The organism is Streptomyces sp. NPDC089799 (assembly GCF_040684755.1).
GTDB lineage: Bacteria > Actinomycetota > Actinomycetes > Streptomycetales > Streptomycetaceae > Streptomyces.
In genome coordinates this window covers 47156-64807 of record NZ_JBFBGR010000028.1, presented here as the reverse complement: position 1 = coordinate 64807, position 17652 = coordinate 47156, and the positions used below count along the sequence as shown (strand labels likewise).

At 71.2% G+C, this 17652-nt stretch carries 12 protein-coding genes and 1 pseudogene; 8 read left to right on the top strand and 5 right to left on the bottom strand.

Features of this window, described 5'->3' with window-relative positions; all coding sequences use genetic code 11:
* A partial coding sequence (locus AB0O36_RS26955; RefSeq protein WP_365114787.1) for a tetratricopeptide repeat protein occupies positions 1-1889 on the bottom strand: 1889 nt, incomplete at its 3' end.
* Between the two features lie 164 nt (positions 1890-2053).
* A complete protein-coding gene (locus tag AB0O36_RS26950; protein ID WP_365114786.1) occupies positions 2054-2512 on the bottom strand; it encodes a hypothetical protein in 459 nt (152 codons plus the stop codon).
* Positions 2513-2937: 425 nt separating this feature from the next.
* On the opposite strand from AB0O36_RS26950, the gene AB0O36_RS26945 reads away from it, so the two are divergent.
* From AB0O36_RS26945 to AB0O36_RS26935, 3 genes are all read left to right on the top strand, one after another.
* Positions 2938-3459 (top strand): MarR family transcriptional regulator, encoded by a 522-nt coding sequence (locus AB0O36_RS26945; protein WP_365114785.1) that lies wholly within the window; start codon positions 2938-2940, stop codon positions 3457-3459.
* 118 nt (positions 3460-3577) lie between these two features.
* Positions 3578-4039 (top strand): hypothetical protein, encoded by a 462-nt coding sequence (locus AB0O36_RS26940; RefSeq protein ID WP_365114784.1) that lies wholly within the window; start codon positions 3578-3580, stop codon positions 4037-4039.
* A gap of 52 nt (positions 4040-4091) precedes the next feature.
* Complete coding sequence (locus AB0O36_RS26935; RefSeq protein ID WP_365114783.1) at positions 4092-4958, top strand: NmrA family NAD(P)-binding protein; 867 nt, start codon at positions 4092-4094, stop codon at positions 4956-4958.
* A gap of 78 nt (positions 4959-5036) precedes the next feature.
* Here AB0O36_RS26935 and AB0O36_RS26930 read toward each other — a convergent pair whose 3' ends face one another.
* Both AB0O36_RS26930 and AB0O36_RS26925 read right to left on the bottom strand, forming a co-directional pair.
* Positions 5037-5285 (bottom strand): hypothetical protein, encoded by a 249-nt coding sequence (locus AB0O36_RS26930; protein WP_365114782.1) that lies wholly within the window; start codon positions 5283-5285, stop codon positions 5037-5039.
* Between the two features lie 313 nt (positions 5286-5598).
* Positions 5599-6219: an HAD-IA family hydrolase gene (locus AB0O36_RS26925; RefSeq protein WP_365114781.1), complete on the bottom strand. Its 621-nt coding sequence runs from the start codon at positions 6217-6219 to the stop codon at positions 5599-5601.
* Positions 6220-6563: 344 nt separating this feature from the next.
* Here AB0O36_RS26925 and AB0O36_RS26920 point away from each other — a divergent pair, with 344 nt between their 5' ends.
* Positions 6564-6719, top strand: a complete 156-nt coding sequence (locus tag AB0O36_RS26920) for a hypothetical protein (protein WP_365114780.1) — start codon at positions 6564-6566, stop codon at positions 6717-6719.
* A gap of 472 nt (positions 6720-7191) precedes the next feature.
* Here the strand turns inward: AB0O36_RS26920 and AB0O36_RS26915 are convergent.
* A pseudogene (locus AB0O36_RS26915) lies at positions 7192-7529 on the bottom strand (transposase); the annotation flags it as partial.
* An 815-nt stretch (positions 7530-8344) separates the two neighbouring features.
* Here AB0O36_RS26915 and AB0O36_RS26910 point away from each other — a divergent pair.
* The 4 genes from AB0O36_RS26910 (at position 8345) to AB0O36_RS26895 (ending at position 17484) form a co-directional block, all read left to right on the top strand.
* On the top strand, positions 8345-9799 hold the full coding sequence (locus AB0O36_RS26910) for an acyltransferase domain-containing protein (RefSeq protein ID WP_365114779.1): 1455 nt from the start codon (positions 8345-8347) through the stop codon (positions 9797-9799).
* Between the two features lie 589 nt (positions 9800-10388).
* Positions 10389-15524, top strand: a complete 5136-nt coding sequence (locus tag AB0O36_RS26905) for an SDR family NAD(P)-dependent oxidoreductase (RefSeq protein ID WP_365114778.1) — start codon at positions 10389-10391, stop codon at positions 15522-15524.
* Positions 15521-16537 (top strand): ketoacyl-ACP synthase III family protein, encoded by a 1017-nt coding sequence (locus AB0O36_RS26900; protein WP_365114777.1) that lies wholly within the window; start codon positions 15521-15523, stop codon positions 16535-16537. The genes AB0O36_RS26905 and AB0O36_RS26900 overlap by 4 nt, the downstream gene beginning before the upstream one ends.
* A 272-nt stretch (positions 16538-16809) precedes the next feature.
* On the top strand, positions 16810-17484 hold the full coding sequence (locus tag AB0O36_RS26895) for a hypothetical protein (protein ID WP_365114776.1): 675 nt from the start codon (positions 16810-16812) through the stop codon (positions 17482-17484).
* Positions 17485-17652: the final 168 nt, after the last annotated feature.

Below are 17652 nucleotides of genomic sequence, written 5' to 3'. Positions count from 1 at the left end.
AGCTCCCCCCGCCAGTGAGCGAGGCGGCTCCTGGTGGTGAAGGTTCTGGGGTGGCCTGGCCCCAGCACCCGCTCTTGGTCGGCCAGCAGCTGTTCAGAGGCGGCGGCAGCCCCGGCCCCATCCCCCAGCTCCCCCCGCCAGTGAGCGAGGCGGCTCCTGGTGGTGAAGGTTCTGGGGTGGCCTGGCCCCAGCACCCGCTCTTGGTCGGCCAGCAGCTGTTCGAAGGCGGCTGCGGCCCCGGCTGCATTCCCCGCTTGCCCGCGCCATTCGGCGAGGGTGAACCGGGTGGTGAGAGTGTCGGGGTGGTCTGGGCCCAAGATCCGCTCTTCTTCGGCCAACAGCTCCGTCGTGGCACCAGCCGCGCCGACCACATCCCCGGCCTGCCCCCGCCAGACTGCGAGGTAGCCCCGGATGACCAGGGTGCGGGGGGCGTCTGGGCCCAGCACCCGCCGCGCGTCATGAAGCAGTTGTTCATAGGCGGCTGCGGCCCCTGCCACATCCCCCGCTATTCCCCACCAGTGGGCAAGGTTGACGCGGGCGTCCAGGGTATTGGGGTGGTCGGGTCCGAGGCGTTGGCCAGATGCCTCTACAAGGTGTTGAAAGTGATGGGCAGCGGCGACGACCTGGCCACTCTGCCCGAGGCTTCCCCCCGTGCGGAAGAGCACCTCGTGTCCCTGAGGGTGCCATAGGGCTTGGTGGGCGTACCGGTTGAGGGCATCGGTATTGGCGCGTAGGGCCTGACCAAGTGCGGTATCGCGTTCGATGTCGGGCCATGCCGCGATCAAGGCGTCGGCGGCCGTGAGGGCAAGCTGGTCGTGCTGGTCGGGGGTGAGCGTGTCACGGGTGGCACGCTGGATGAGCTGGTGGACGCGGACAGCTTGTTGGGGAGTATCGGGGGTGAGGTTGATGAGACTGAGTCGGTGCAGGGCCCGCAGCGCGAGTACCGCGTCCTCGGCCGAGATCTGTGCCGACTGATGAGTGCCGCCCGTGCTGCCGGGGGTGCGGTGCTCGGTGAGGTGCGCCAGGGCGGGCTGACTGGTGAGGACCGCAGCGGGGATGCCGTTGGGGTCGAGCAGGGCGGCCAACTGCAGCATGGGGCGGGCCAGGCCCGCCGGACGGATCCGGTTGGCACGTTCGATGGACAGGGACCAGGTGGCGGCCACGGTGGCAGTCTGGTCGTCGGGCAGTAGGCAGGGCTCCGGCAGCAAGTCGGCCAGCTTCCTGACTCGGTCGGCCAGCAGCTCTCGGTAGGAGGCGCAGGTCAGGCCCGAGTCGATGATGTAGGCGGCGGCTTGGGCCAAGGCGAGAGGCAGGTACCCCAGGTCCGCGGCGAGGCTGGTGGTCTGGTCGGTTGACTCGTGGCGGTCGTGCGCGGCGAGTGCGGCGGTGACGTAGGCGGTGGCCTCCTGAGGGGTGAACAAGCCCACCGTGACCAGGCGTCGGCCGACGCCGGTCAGGGCCGCGTCGCGGCGGCGCGTGGTGACCAGGACACGGCCGTGCCGGCTGGAGGGCGGCCACCAGCCGCGCATGTCGGCAGGGTCCGCGATGTCGTCCAGTACGACCAGCCAGCGGCACGGCTTCTGGCCGGCTTTGGGCTCCAGCCAGGCCAGGAATACCCGCGCAGCCTGCTCGGGGTCGCCAGGATCGACGGCAAGGACCTCTACGCCGGCCCGTGCATAGCCGGTCGTGATCGCTGAGCGGCTGCTCGCGCTGATCCACACCAGTACGTCGACCCCTCCACTGTCCCAGGCAGTGCGGGCGTAGTCGGCAGCCAGCTGGGTCTTGCCGACCCCGCCGGTCCCGGTCAGTACCTGGCTGAGTACCGCAGTGCCCCCGCCGTCGACCGCCGTCCGCAACTGGTCGACCTCGGCCCGGTGCTGGAAGGACAAGGCGCGGGGCGGGAGTACACCGACCTGGTGCGGCCAAGCCGCCGGGGTACGGGGCGGTGCAGAGTGGTGGATCTGCTCGGCGTAGCCGACGGCAATGCTGCCGTGGTCGGCGAAGATGCCGCTGATGTGGTGGGTCGGTGCGGCCGAGGCGGTGCCGGGTGCGCTCAGCCCTGGTGCGGACCCGGCTTGGAAGGGTTTCCCAGTGTCACATTCCCCATGGTCACGGCGGCAGCGGACCCGTGGTCGGCCCGGACGTCCACGTTTCCGCCAAAGGCCAGTCCCTTTTGGCCGGCTGACACACTGCTGTGGGAGGTCTGTTGGGCCAGCAGGGTGCGCAGCTCATCCGCGACCCGGGCCTGCTCGATGTCCTCCAGACTTTCCAGCAGGGCCTCGATCCGGCCCTGCCACGTTGCCTCCTGACGGATACGCAACTGCTCCACCTCGGCCGGCCGAGCCGCCTCCAGCTCGGCCGCGGTCTGATCGAGGCGCTCCAGCTGGGCGTGCTCGCGCTGCGGATTGCCCCGGCCGAACCAAAGGGCTACCTGCTGGCGTACGCCTGTCCATGCCTCTGTGCCTGCGGCCTGCACCACCGCAGTGCCTCCCGCCGCGGCCAGCGCAGTCATTGCCTCCGACAACATCCTCGGCCTTCCCCTTGAGAGATCAGTCCGGAACTGGGGCACGCATCACACCGGTGCCTTCACCACGTCACTCCATCAGACACTCGCCGCCGTTGTCCCTGGTTCCGTCAAGAGAGCGGCCGTGGCACGGGGCCGGGCACCGTACCTGGGGTGAGATGCAGCCGAGCGTCCATATCGAGGTACACCTCCCCGTACGGGCGGACGTGGGACCAGAACAGCCCCGCGCAAATGCCGGCCGGGTACCGCAGACGACCGGGCACGTCACGCTCGTTCACGGCACCGATGACCAGGTCTGCGGTGAGGCTCCCGGGCGCGGCGGGCTGTCGTCGGGGGCGGAGCCGTCCGGAGTCTGCGGCTGCGAGGCTCTCGGCGACTTGACCGGAAGGTAGTTAGCCGCCATATTACTTCTCATGAGTGACGAGGATGCGAACCCCGGCGCTGCACCCACGCTCGAACAGGCGCGGAAGCAGATCGCGCGGTACGGGCTTGAGGCCGACCCGCAGGCGGTGCTTGTCGCGGTGCGCCTGATGGCTGCCGGGGCGCGCCTGGACCGGGCGTCCGAAGTGCACTTTGCGCGTTCCGGGCTGTCGACCGGGCGCTACCGCCTCCTGGTGGATCTCGAGGACAGTGACGGGGAGAAGTCGCCGTCGCAGCTCGCGAAGAGCCTTGGTGTCTCGCGCGCCACAGTGACCGGCCTGGTCGTTGGCCTGGAGCGAGAGGGTCTGGTGGCTCGCCGCGCCTCGACGGAGGACGGGCGGGGCGCAGTGGTCGTACTCACGGCGCGCGGCAGCCGGCGGTTGCGCGATATGGCCGCGGACCACTTCGCACGGCTTGAGGCGCTGGTCGGTGGACTGGCCGCCGACGAACGCGGGCTGTTCCTGGACCTCCTGGAGCGGATCACTCAGCGGATCGGCGCATTGACTGCCGAATAGCTGCGGCATCACTTCCGCGCGGGGGCGGCCGCCTCGGCCGCGCGGCACTCTGTCCCACACCCTAGTAGTTAGCCACCTAATCAACTAGTTAGCTAGCTAATTATTTTCGAGGAGTCGCATGACTGCCCCTCCCGGAACCTCCCAGCGCGGTTTCGCCACGCGTCCGTTCACCCTGTGGAAGGAAGTCGCGACCGCCTACCTGGCCCCCGCGCTCACCGCCGGGCTCGGCGGATTCCTCAGCGGCCGGCCCGAACTGACCAGGGCCGCCTTCACCTCCATCGGAGCCACATCGGCCTTGGTGGCCTGCATCGTCGGCGCATGGCTGCACCGCCGTGGCCGACCCCGACGCTGGACAGCCTCGGCGCCGCGACCGGTACTCACCCTCGCACTTGCCATGACAGCGGCCGGAATCGCCGGCCTGGCCGGATGGTTCGGATCCGACTGGCTGCCGTCGCACACACCGGTGCCCGATGCCGGATGGCTGGAGCGGCTGCGGATCGACCTGCCGCTGTCGGCCGGCCTGGCCACCGCCATCGTCACCTGGCGGTGGCACGGCACGACATCCCGGCAACAGACCTGACCCAACCCTTCCCATCCGATTCTCCAGACCCCTCACCCGCGAAAGGCACACTGTGATCACCATCATCGGCGCCACCGGCGCCACCGGCAGCGCCCTGCTCCGGCGGCTCATCGAACTCGAAGTCCCCTGCCGCGCCGTCAGCCGTACGCCCGACAATCTGCGCGCCGCCATCGGCACGAACACGCCGGTCGAGATCGTCGGTGCGGACGCCGCGGACCCTCAGACGCTCCGCGACGTGTTCGAGGGATCCACGCAACTGTTCCTCGCCATGGCCAACAGCCCGCGTCAAGCCGAGCTGGAGACCAATGTGATAGACGCCGCAGCGCACTGCGGGGTACGGCACGTGGTCAAACTCTCCGCCCCAGCAGCCGAGCCCGCCTCACCGGTGGCCATCTCGCGCACCCACTGGCGGGTCGAGGAACACCTGGCGACAACCGAAATGACGGCTACGCTGCTCCGGCCCTACGCATTCATGCAAAAGCTGCTCCTGAACGCCCCAGCGATCGCCGAGGGCGTACTCATCGGGGCCATGCGCGAGGCACCCTGTAACTACATCGACGTCCGAGACATCGCCGACGTCGCCGCCGAGACCCTCCTGCGCCCCAGCCTTGCCGGCGCCACCTACACCCTGACCGGCCCGCGGGCCTTCAGCCACCCCGAGCTCGCCCGTCTACTCGGCGAGCTGACCTGCCGCCCCGTTCGCCACATCGACCTGCCACCGAGCGAGTTCCGCAGCCACCTCCTGTCCACCGCGCACATGCCGCCCTGGCTCGCCGGCCACGTGGTGGAGATCCAGCAACTGGCCATCGCCCGCCCGGAATCTCCCAACGACACCATCGAGACCATCCTCGGCCGCCCCGCCAGGACACTGCACGCCTTCCTCCGCGAACATCTCCACACGTTCGCCAAGACCGCCTGACCAACCGCCCGCCCGCCTGCCCGCCTGCCCCCGGGCCGCAGGCCTTGGCGGAAGCGGCGGTCGTCTCGGACCGCGAGCTCACATGACAGCCCTTGGAGGAGGATTCTGGGTGTCAGGGGCATCCGGTTGGATGGGCACGTCTGCGTCAGCGAAGAAGGCGCTGATGTTGTTCCACATGAAAGCGCCCTTCCACTCCGGACGCCCATCCGCCCAGCCGCTCAAGGCGGCGATCACCTTCTCCTGGGAGATCGTCCGAGTCTGATAGTGCTCCGCCGCGGTCCCGTCGCGGAATTCAAGCTGGTAGGTGTTGTCGTCCCTCAGCCACACCTGGACATACCAGTCGCCGTCCGCCTCGTCATCGAAGCCCCGATCATCGTCCCCGGGTCTGACGCGGGTCGAAGAGCAACCAGTCGTACTCGGCCGCGGTGGGGAACAGAGGCCCCACCGAGGCATCTACGTGACCAGAGCTGGCATGACATCACCGACGCATGGCAAACGGAACCATTCAGCGCGGAAATTACGGAGGCATTCATGCGGCAACCGCCTCCGCGCCGTACGAGCCTGGCGGAATAAGGGGCTCCGTGACGACTACGGCTGGATCAGAATGCGGGCTTTCAGCACGTGATCTCGGCGAACGCCTTCAGGCCAGCGGTATGCCCAACAGGACCTCTAGCTGAGAGACCGTCTGGTCAGGGTGTTGTGCGAGTACTCCCGCGAAGCCGAGCTCCTCGGCCGCCTGAACGTACTCCTCGGTGTCATCGACGAAGACACACTCCTCGGCAGACAGCCCCATGAGCTTCAGCGTGACCTGGAAGAGTTCCGGGTCGGGCTTGCGCAGCCCGTGGTCCTCGGAGATCACCACACTGTGGTAGAGGATGTCGAGGTCGTATCCGTCGTACAGGTTCCAGGGAGAACGCCCTACCGAGTTGGACAGGATGCCGACTCTGATGCCGGCCCGCTGCGCTGCGTCGGCCGCATCGATCAGGAGTCGCTCAGGCCGCAGATCCGCAAAGATCCGGCCCATCAGATTATCCGGAGAGACTCCGAGCTTGGGGGCGGCGCCATCGTTCCATTCAGTCTGACTGATCGCGCCGCGCTCCAGCTCGTGCGTTAGCCGAACGCTTTCTTCGTCCATGTACAACGCTTTGAGACAGGCACCCTGCGGAAGCCCTTCTCGCTTCTCGAAGTTCAACACAGCGGGCAGCAGCGGCGTGGTGAGCACACCTCCGAAGTCGAGAACGAGGCCGGTACGGTGAGGCATGCGGGAACTCCAACATCGGTGAGGAGGGGGTTGGGGCGAAGCCTACGCCGTCCAGGCCGACAGACACCTCGGCGAGACCGCGGCCAGCTGCGCGACCTGCACGACTGGGGCGGCTCCGCCGCCGTGCGCGCCCAACTTTCGGGCGCCGCCGGCTCGCAGGGCAGCCGTCCCAACAGCCGACTCGACGTCATGCACCAGGCGCCGGCCGACGACACTGCTTTCTGCTCCGGCGCCTTTGGCAGCTGAGAGCCGTCGGCCCCCACGACGGCCCGGACACCACCCGCGACATCGTCCTCGCCGATCTCGGTGGCGTCCGCCTCCGCCAAGGCGACGTCGACGGAGCCATGGCGACCTGGCGCGACTTCCTCGACTGCGCCGACGGCATTCGCTCCCTGAACGTCCAGGCCGCCCTCCAGGACATGCCCGTCCGCCTGCGGTGTTACAGCGGAGTACCAGAAGCCCAGGAACTCCGCGAGCAGGCAGGCCGCCTCGCTGCCTGACCTCACCCTCCTCCACACTTCGAGTAATACAGCGCCGCGACCTCGCGCACGGGGAAGGGCCGGAGATGCCGGCGAGCGGTCAACCAAATGAAACCGTCGCCCTGCTCCTTCGCCCACCGTCCACGGCAGAGGCGACAGCCGCCGACGTGGGCGGAGCACAGCCCGGCGGCAGCCTCGCCCGGGTGTGGGAGGACCACTTGCACGCGCTGTTCCCCGACGGTTTTCGCGGCGTGGACTTCGACGGCGTAAACCTGGTCCTCCTGGACGCCGACGTCGCCGGCCTCGTACAGAGAGAGCTGAACGGCGGACTCGACGACAGCGGCATCTCCTGCCTCTGGGGCTGCATCACCGACCTCGACAAGATCATTCCTCTGATCAACGAGGAGTACTGTGCCTCCTACTTCACGAAACGAAACCGATGGGGCCGGCGGTTGGCCGTTTGGTCGCGGTGCTTGAGGATCGTGACCCCCGCGAGGACCTGGCCGAACGCGGTGGCGTCGTTGACGTTGCCGGGCGTGAGCACGATGGACAGGGAGGAGGCCACGGCCGTCGACGGCGAGGTGGGGCTGGGTGGTCACCCGCCTCGGGACCGGCCGAGGGCCTGGCGCGTCTGCGAGCGGCCGGATCTTCCAATTCGCTCGTCCGCGGCCCCTTTTATGCGTGCGCCGGCAGCGTGCTGGTGGGCCCGGTTGATGGTGGAGGCCCGCCATCGAGCACGGTCCGCAGCCGCCACAGCACACCGTTGGCCATCTGGCGGTGATCACGCCCCGGACGGTCACCCCCGTCCACCGGCGGCAACGACGGCTCCATCCGCTGCCGCGCCGCATCCTTCAACTCGCCTCTCGACCTGCCACAAGATCAATCATCAGACAGGCCTTGGGCCGCTTCTTGCGGCAGTTGCGGGCCGACGGCCCGCGGGCTGGGGGGCGTTCATGGCGGGCACGAGGTAGTGACGCAGCGACACCGCGGTGACGTTTCGGGTCCGCCGCTCCGTACACGGCGGACACGGCAGTGCCTGCGAGCGTCCCTGACGTCACGGCCGGCAGGGCGACGAAGCGTATTTCCGACGGCGGTATCCCCTATTCCGGCCACTCACTCGTCGATTTCAGGACTGGCATGGCGAATTTTGCCGGAAGACAGAAAAGGGAAAGGAACTTGATATTCCATGGGGCGCACGTAGGGTTTATTCGTCTGTTCCGAACACCTTTGGTCGAGTGTCGGCCGGGTGCGGTGAATAAAGGGGAGTCAATCCGTGCACCCTTCCGCATGGGTCGCCGCAGCGGCTGCCGTCGGATCACTCCTCGCCGCTGCCATGTCGGGCACGTGACTGCGGTGGAGTGCGAGAACCACGGGCAGAAGGGAACCACCGCCGGCATCCGGAGCACCTATCCGTGTCACCGGGAATCCTGGGGAGTGGAATTTCCTTTCTCCTTGCCGGTGCCGTACGTGAAGAATTCAGGATTCCACTTCCGGCGGCCTTGGTGAGGTCATCCGGATCGCGGACACCGGGGCGGCGGCAAGACCACGCACGACCACGCACGTAATGGAGAAAAGGGAGTTTCGACATGGACGGACGGGTTGTCCTGCTGATACCGGGGACCGTTCCCCGACCTCGCAGTGGCGTCTTGGGTGAGCTTGCGCAGGAGTTCGGCTCCGTCGGGGACGTGCTGGCCCGCATCGACGAGGTTGCGGTGGAGCTGGGCATGGAGAAGGTGTCTCCCCGGCTGGTCAATGACAGCGCGCCGCAACCGATGACGGCTGATCCGGACGCGCAGTACCTGGAGATCTTCGCGGTCTCCGCGGCGGTGTGCTCGGCAGCTGCCGAATGCGGTCTGCAGCCGTTCGCCGTGGCGGGGCAGAGCATCGGGGAGCTGTGGGCGCTGGCCGCTGGCGGTCATCTTGCGATCGAGGACGCGGCCCGTCTGGCGGTGGCCCGTTCCCGGGCCCTGACCGGGCAGAACTGGCCGGGGGCGATGCTGGCGGTGGGGACCCGGGAAGCCGATGCGCGCAGCCTCGCGGCACTGGTCGGGGACCCCGATCTGGTGGTGGCCTGTGTGAACGCGCCGCGCCAGTGCGTGCTGAGCGGGCCGGCTGCCGCGGTCGCGCGGGCCGGCCGGATCGCCGAGTTCCTGGGGTGGCCGACCGCCGAACTCGACGTCCCGCACGCCTCGCACTCCCCGGCTCTCGGCCCGGCGGCGCGCGCGCTGAGGGCGCAGCAGGCCCCGGTGCCGTACGGCGGCCGGCACCTGCGGATCTGGTCCCCGACGCTGGGGTGCGAGGTGGGGGACGAGGACCCGCTGGAGATGACCATCGGCGCGTTGACCAGTCCCGTTCGGCTCCTGGACTCCCTCCGGGACCTCCACGGGCAGGGTGTCAACGTCTTCGTGGACTGCGGAGCCCGACCGGTCGTCGGCCCCCTCGCGGAGGCTTCGTTGCCGGGCATTGACGTGTACGTCCCGCTGGCCGATCCGGCCGGTCCGGCCGCCGTGCTCCGGGGCCTCGCCTCCGGTGCCCTGGCCTCGGCCCCCGGCGGAACCGCCGGGTCCGGGAAGAGCCGCGGCAAGAAGGGCAGGGGGAAGGGGAAGGGCAAGAACAAGAGCTACGGCAGAGTGCCGGACGCACTGGTCTCCCTCACGGACGCCCCCGCCCGGGCGGGGGCTCCCGCATCCGCGGTCCACGAGCCCGTCACCGCCGCCATCACGACCACGGAGCACCCCGCCCCCACGCCGTCCCGGCCCACGGGGGCGACCGGGTCCGACGTGACCGCCCCGCCGACCGCACCCGCCGTGACCGCAGCACCCACCGTGACCGCAGCACCCGCCGTACTCGATCGGCAGGAGGTGCTGGCCCGCCTGCGCACCATGTACGCGGAGGCCCTCGAGTACCCCGAGGAGGTGCTGGAGGAGGACGCGGATCTCGAGGCGGTCCTCGGAGTCGAGTCCCTCCAGCAACTGGCCCTCCTGCGACGCACCGGAGAGGTGTTCGGCGTCGAGGGCCTGCGGCACAACCCCCGCCTCCTCGAACTGGCCACCTTGGGCAGGATCGCCGACGCCGTCCTCGAGGCCCGGGCCGCGCTCTAGCACGATCGCGTCCCCGACGGGGACCGGGAGTCCACCGCCGGGGAACACACCCGTCACCGCAGGACCCGGGCCGTGAACAGCCGTCAGGCGACACGGCCCGGTCACGGCATGCGGCCTTGGACGACCTCGGCCTTTCGTCATGCGTCTCTTGTCACAGTCGCTTGTCACGGGCCCCGGCACGAACCCCGCCACGGGCCTCTCCCTGTAAGCCGCTCGCCATGCGATCCATGGCGATCCATGGCGATCCATGACGATCCGCAGTGACCGGCCGACACCAGGAGCGGTCCCGCTGCGTGTGGGGGCGGTCGGTGCGGGTGCTCCTGCCTCACCTCGTGGGGCTCCGAAGCGCTCCCTCCCCCGCACACGGCCGGGACCCCCGTCGGGCCGACGCCGGCCGATGCCGCCCGACCCCGACCACGGCCGGCCGGTGGGGGTGTCCGAACGCCCTTGGGCCAGCTCGTGGTCCCGGGACCCCACCCTGCCCGTACGGCGCCTGCCCGCACCACACGCACCGCACCGCCCGGCTGCCCCCGGCCCGGCGGTCACCGGTGTCGCCCCTGCCCGATCAGAAGAATCCGGAGAGAAGACGATGAGCAACGCACCCGTCGCGGTTGTGGGGTACGGCGCCGTCCTGGCCGGCGCCAGCGGACCGGAGGAGGTGTGGGACGTCCTGGAGGCCGGCCGCAACCGCTTCCGGGCGCCCGTACTGTGGAACCCGGAGGACGTCATGCCGCCCGAGCCGCGCAATGCGGCCCTGGGCGGCTTCATCGACCGGCTCAGGCCGCACCCGCGCCTGGCCGCCGAGCTCGCCGCCGGAGACTGGCCGGCCGATGCTCCGCCCGTCATGACGTTCCTTCGGCACTCGGCCCTCCAGGCCCTCGACGGGCTCCGCACCCACGACACCGACCGCTGGCTGTGTGCGGCCGCCACCTCGGGCGAACACGAGTACCCGCACCTCTACCACGACGTGCTCGCCCAGACCTACGCACGCCATCTGGCCCGGGCCATCGAGGACATGCCCGGGGCGCGTTGGCTGCACGAGCACACCGGCGACATCCTGGCGGCCCACTACCAGCGCGACAGCCTCCCCCCGGAGCTGTCCACGGCGCCCTTCTACCTCCACCGCGCTCTGGAAGGCCTCGTACCCGCGGACGCGGAGAGCGTGGTCGCCGAATCCGCCTGCGCGAGCAGCCTCTACGCCCTCGACGCGTCGGTCCGCGCACTGCAACAGGACACCTGCGACATCGCCCTGTGCACGTCCAGCGTCGTGATCAGCCCCAGCCTGTGCCGGATGTTCGCGGCCACCGGCACGCTGTCGACCGGGGACGAGATCCGTCCCTTCGACGAGCGGTCCTCCGGAACCCGTACCGGCGAGGGGAGCGTCACCCTCGTCCTCAAGCGCCTGGACCGGGCCCGGTCCGACGGGGACACCGTGCACGCGGTGATCCGCGGCATCGGTCTGTCCGCGGACGGACGGGCCGCCTCCATTCACGCCCCCGCCGCCCGGGGCCAGTCGCTCGCGCTGGGCCGCGCCTGGCGGGAAGCCGGCATCTCGGCCGCCGACCTCGACTGGATCATCGCCCACGGCACGGGCACCGCGAGGGGGGACGAGGTCGAGCTCGGCATGCTCCGGGAGGCCCTGGCCGGCCGTGAGAGCCCCTGCCCGGTCACCTCGGCCAAGGCGGTGTTCGGCCACACCATCGCCAACGCCGGCCTGGTGTCACTGCTCCACGCCGTGCTCGGTCTGCGCCACGACCGGATCCTGCGCCAGCCCCACTTCGAGCGCCTGCCGGCCCCCACTGCCGGAGAGTCCGCCGATCCCGCCGGCGGAAGGTCCGCCGATTCCGTGGACGGACGGTCCGCCGATCCCGTGGACGTCCCGGTGCGGGACATCGACTGGCCGCGCGGGGAACGCCCCCGGACCGTCGCCGTCTGCTCGGCCGGGCTGGGAGGGGTCAACGGCCACGTCATCCTCACCGACGACCACCCGAGCCTGCGGACCCGCGAGCCCGCCCTTGCGGACACCGCCCGGGACGACATCGTCATCGTCGCCCGCACCGCGCTGTTCCCCGGTGCCGCCACCGACACGGTCGACAGCTGGCTGCGCGGCGAAGGGCCGCCCCCCGGGTCCGGGTTCGGTGACCGCTACCCGCATCCGACGGATCCTCCGCTGCGCATCCCGCCCCCCACCCTCCGCCAGATCGACCGCACCCAGATCATGTCCGTCCAGGCCGTCCGTGATCTCGCCCCCGCCCTCGGGGCGGCCTGGGACGAGCTGCGCCCGACCACCGCCGTGGTCGCCGCCGCCGGAACCATGACGCGGCGCCAGGTCGAAGCGATGGGCCACATCCACCTCAACGACGCAGCGGCACGGGTCGCGGCGCTCCGCGGCGCCGAAGCCGCCGAGGAACTCCGCTCGCTCCTGGCCACCGCCGTGACCGAGGGGTCCGCGTCACCCCACGCCCACTCCTTCACCGGGGCCCCGACGGGCCTGGTGGCCGGCCGGGTGGCCAACTACCACGACCTCCAGGGCCCCATCACCACCTGCCACGCCGACACCGACAGCACCCTCTCCGCGCTGCGCCAGGCCCAGCGCTGGCTGCACAACGGCTCCTGCGACCTGGTGCTCGTCTGCGCCGCGGACGGCAACACCCTGCCGGAGGCCGACACGCCGGCCGGCACCCTCGATGTCCGCGGCGAACGCGCGCCGGGGGAGGGCGCGGTCGTTCTCGCCGTCACCCGGGCACGGACCGCGTCCCGCCATGGCCTGCCCGTCCTCGCGACCGTACGGACCCGACGGTCCCGGCCGGACGACCCGGAGGCCCCCAAGGACGGCCAGCACCTCGCCGACGGCCCCCACTACCGCGCCGCGGCCGGGGCCCTCGCGGTGCTGAGGGCCCTGACGACGGGTGCCGACACCGTCATCTCCCCGCGCACCCCGGGTGCTCCGGCGGTCCACATCGCCCCCGCCGCAACGGCCGGCACCGCATCCGGATCCGACCGGGCCGGGCATTCCCTCCCGGAGCCGCAGGACGGCGCCCTGCAGTACCGGGCGATGGACTACGGCCTGCACGAGCTCCCCCCGTCGCAGCCCCGCACCGGTGCAGGGCCCGACCTGTTCGGCCCCGGGACGCTGGTGCTGTGCGACGACCCGCTCCTGGCCGACCTCGTGCCCGCCGCGCCCGGCGTCCACCTGTGGTCTCCCGCCGCCGCTCCGACACCCCGGGCCGTGCCCGTCCGGGCCGATGACGCGGCGACCGTCCTGGCCGGCCTGGACGCACCTCCTCGGCACGTGCGGATCCTGACCCGTCTTCCCGCCACCACCTCGCCGGCCGACACGGCCCGGGTACTGGCCCTGCACGACCTCGCGTTCGCCGTCACCAACGCCCTGGCCGGTCCTCTCGCGACGGGCAGCATCACCGCGCTGCTCACCCAGGCCCTCCCCGACGGGGTCCCGCACCCCTTCAGCGGCCTGTTCACCGGATCGGTGCGTTCCTTCGCGACGGAACTGCCCGACTGTGCCTCCCTGACCGTGCTCACCGGCGACCTGGCGCCACGTAAGGCCCTGGACCTCCTGGCGGCCGAATCGGCACAACGCGTCCCGGGGGCCGCCGTCGTCCACCTGGACGGCAAACGCCTCGGCTACCGGATGGCCCCCGCCGCACCGGCGGGGCCGGTCTCTGCCGCCGCACCGGGGGGTCCGGTCGATGCCGCCGCGCCGGCGGCGCCGTTCGCGCTGGACGGGGAGTCGGTGATCCTCGCGGCCGGCGGAGCGCGTGGCCTCACCCCCTCCCTCCTCCTCGCCCTCACCGCCGACAAGGCCCCTCACCTCTACGTCCTCGGCCGCACCCCCCTGCCGGACCCCGACGCCGAGCCCCTGCCCTCCCTGGCCGACCACATCCGCCGCACCCGCGCCCAGGACCCGTCCGTCCCCGTCAAGGACATCAAGGCCTCCCACGCGCGTCTCGTCCGCGCCGACGAGGTCGCCCGGAACCTCGCCCTGCTCAGAGAACAGTGCGGCGCCGACCGCGTTCACTACCTCACCTGCGACCTCACCGATGCCGAGCAGGTGACGCGGACGGTCCGGCACGTCCTGGACCGCCACGGCCGCATCGACCTGCTGCTCAACACCGCCACCGAGATCAGGTCCCGCGCCCTCGGCTTCAAACCCCTCGCGGACTTCCGCACCGTCCGGGACATCAAGGTCCTCGGCTACCTCAACCTGAAGGACGCCCTGCGCGACAGCCCGCCGCGCCTGTGGTGCAACTTCAGCTCGATGTCCGTCGTCTTCGGCAATCCCGGGGACGCCGACTACGTCGCCGGGAACGACTTCCTCACCTGCGCCGCGCGCCGCCACACCACGCCGGAGGCCGCGGAGTCGAGCCTCATGTGGGCCGTGTGGTCGGGGCAGGGGGCGGGGGCCGATCCCCTCCTCGCCGAGCAGATCGCGAGCACCGGCCGCTACGAGGTCATCACCCCGTCCCAAGGCGCCGGACAGCTCCTCCAGGCACTCGCCCACCACACCCATGTACCGGCCCTGGCCTTCATCGGCCCCGGAGGCACTACGCCGGCACCCCAGCCCCGGGAAACCGCCTCTGCCTCTGCCTCTGTCTCCGTCCCCGTCGGCAACTCTGCCTCGGCCCCTGCCGGCACCTCTACCCCTGCCGCTGCCGCTGCCCCTGCCCCTGCCCCTGCCCCGCGTCGGCCCACGACGGCCTCACCGCTTCTGGGACGCCGCCTGGCGGACGAGGCCGGTGACGGCGTCTTCGAGCGCCGCATGCGCCACAGCCTCGATCCGGACGATCCTGATCCCTGGATCGCCCACCACACCGTCAAGGGTCTCCCGGTGGTGCCCGGCACCTTCGCCCTCGAAATCGCAGCCGAAGCGGCCCTGACCCTGGCACCGCAGCTTCACGTCGTCGGATTCCGCGACCTGCGCTGTCACAGTGCCCTGACCGTCCTCCCCGGCCATCCGCCGCTGGTGATCCGGACCCGGGCACACCTCCTGCCCGAGGCCGCCCCCGACGGCGGCCGCCGGGTCCGGGTCCGCATCCTCACCGACCGGACCAGCCGCAACGGCACGGTCCTGGTCCGGGACCGCCTCTGCCACAGCGTCGACGTGCTCCTCTCCCCCGACCGGCACCCCATCCCCACGCAGGAGCACCCCAAGCCCGGCCGCCCGGCACCCGGGATCGCCCTGCACCACCCCAACCCGCTGGTCCAGCTCACCGGACCGTTCGCCTCCACCACCGGCCATCAGCTGGACCGGCACGGGGCCGGCGCCCGGTTCGCGCTCGCGCCGCACTGGCAACTCGCCTTCGAGGCCTTCGTCATCCCCGCACTCACCCTCGACGCCATGATCCAGACCGCAGTCCTCGCAACGGCCCCGGACGACGCCCCCGTCCCCCTGGCGGCGCTCGCCGGCATCGACGCCATCGACCTCGCCACACCCCGCAACGACACCGCCCTCACCCGCGCACATCCTGCTGCCGGAATCCTCCTCCACGCACCGGCCTCGACAGCCCCCGGCAGCGTCCACGCCCTCGTCGGAGACACCACCCTCGTGCGCATGCACGGCATCCACGGCGCGGTCCTGGGCACCCTCGACCGCACCACCGGCCGCGTCGACCTCGCGGCCGGCCCGGCACGATCCCTCACCCTCGGCATCCCCGACACGGCGACGCCCGCCCCGTCGGACACCACCGAAACGGCGGCCCGGTCATGAAATGGGACGACATCCTCATCCGCTCCACGGGACGGTGGCTGCCGAAAGCCACCGCCACCTCCGACGCCGTCGCCCGCGGCCTGATCAAACAGCGCCGCGCCGACCAGCTCGGCTCCTCCTTCACCACCACCAGCACCGAGCAGCTCGCCGTGCGCATGGCGGCCCGGGCCGCCGTCGACGCACTCACCAACGCGGCAGCCGAGCCCGAGGAGCTCTCCCTGCTCCTGTACACCACCGTCGGGCTCCAGGCACACAGCACCCCCGCCCAGTACCTCCAGCGTGTCCTCGCCGCCACCGACGCCGAGTGCTACGAGCTGCGGGCCGCCAGCAACGGCGGCATGGCCGGTCTGCTCGCGGCCGCCGGCCACCTCTCCGCCCGCCCCGACGGCGAGGCCCTGGTCACCGGCGCGTCGATCTTCCCGCCGGAGCACCTGGACCGCTGGCAGGGCAGCCCGGGAATGATCATGGCGGACGGTGGCGGCGCACTCCTGATGTCCCGCCGCTCCGGCTTCGCCCGGCTCTGCACGACCGCACACACCGCGGTACCCGAACTCGAGGAGATCAGCAGGGAGCTGACCCAGACCGACGACGACCAATGGACCGCGAAACGTCGGAAGTTCCTCTCCGACACCGGTCAGCAACCCCACGAACACCTCATCTGGAAGGCCCTGGACCGCAGCCTCAAAGCCGTCGTGGCCGAGGCGGACCTCGACCCCAAGGAGGTGAAGCACACCATCGTCCCGTCGTCCGCCTGGGAGATGAACGACTTCTACTTCGCCGAACCCCTCGGCCTCACCCGCGAGCGCACCACCTGGTACTACGCCCGCCAGACCGGCCACGTCGGCCCCGCCGACCAGTTCCTCGGCCTGGACCACCTCATCCGCGAACGCCGCCTCCAGCCAGGTGACCACGTCCTGATGATCGGTCTCGGCGGCGGCTACTGCATGACCCACGCCCTGATCCAGATCCTCGAACCACCGGTGCCCCGCAACCGCATCCACTTCGACCGCTGACCGGGTCGGGGAGGACACGGCCGTTCGGCACCGCCGTCCACGCGAGGCGGTGCCGGGCACCGCGCCGTCCACACGAGGCGGTGCCGGGCACCACAGGCACCGCGGGAAGTGGGCTTGGGGGGGCGAACTGACCCCGGCGGCCTCCTGCCCGGCGCTGTCGGCGGCGGTCCGCGGCCGGTCCGGCCCCCTCCGTACGGCCGGTGTGCTTCCATCGGGCGACAGGTCGGCTGCCGAAACGATCGTGCCGGCGGTGGGGGCGCTACCGTCCCGGGATGCGCATCGTCCCCGCGGGCCGGGCCGGGCCCGCCTCGAACCGTCGGTACGCCGGCACCATGGCCGTTCTCGCGGCGGCCGGGGCGGTCCTGGTGGCCGCCGCGCCGCAGCCGGTCCCGGAGGTCTTCCCGACGGTGGGCGGCTGTCTGGTCTACCGGCCCACCGACGATGCCGACCTCGCCGGGCACTCCGACGCGCTCGTGTGGGGCCAAGTGATCGGCGCGTACCCCTCGTTCAGACTGCCCTACGCCCAGGACGCCGTACAGGTGGCGTACCGGGTCCGCACGGCGCACGTGTTCCGGGGCACCGTGCCCGCCACCGTGACCGTGTACGCGGCGTACGAGGAGACGGACACGGCCTCGCGGCTGCGCCCGGGCCACCGGTACGTCATCGCAGTGTCGGGGGAGGAGGACGGCGACCGCTGGGTGACCTCCGGGCACATTCCCGTGGAGACCGGGTCGCTGGACACGGCCGACACCCGGCAGGGCGAGTACAACACCTGGATCGGACAGCCCGGTCCCGCGACCCAGGGCGAGCGGTGGACCCGTGCGGTCGCCTCCCTCTCCCGCCACCCGGCGGCACTGTTCGGTGGCCGCACGTCGGCGGCCGAGCAGGTCACTCTCTTCGGGCGGCTGCCGGACCCCGCGCTCCGGGCGGTCCGCGCGGCCGGATGAGCGGCCCTCGGCGGGCGGCGCCTGTCCGGCCGCGGGGGTTGCGGGTGGCGAGGAGGCGGGCTTGGTGGGCCGAGTCGGCGGCGGTGCGCCGCAGGGTTGCGGTGGTGGCAGCGCGGACCACCGGTAGGTGCGATTTCCGAGGTGCGGGGCGCTTCCTCGGGGCCCCGT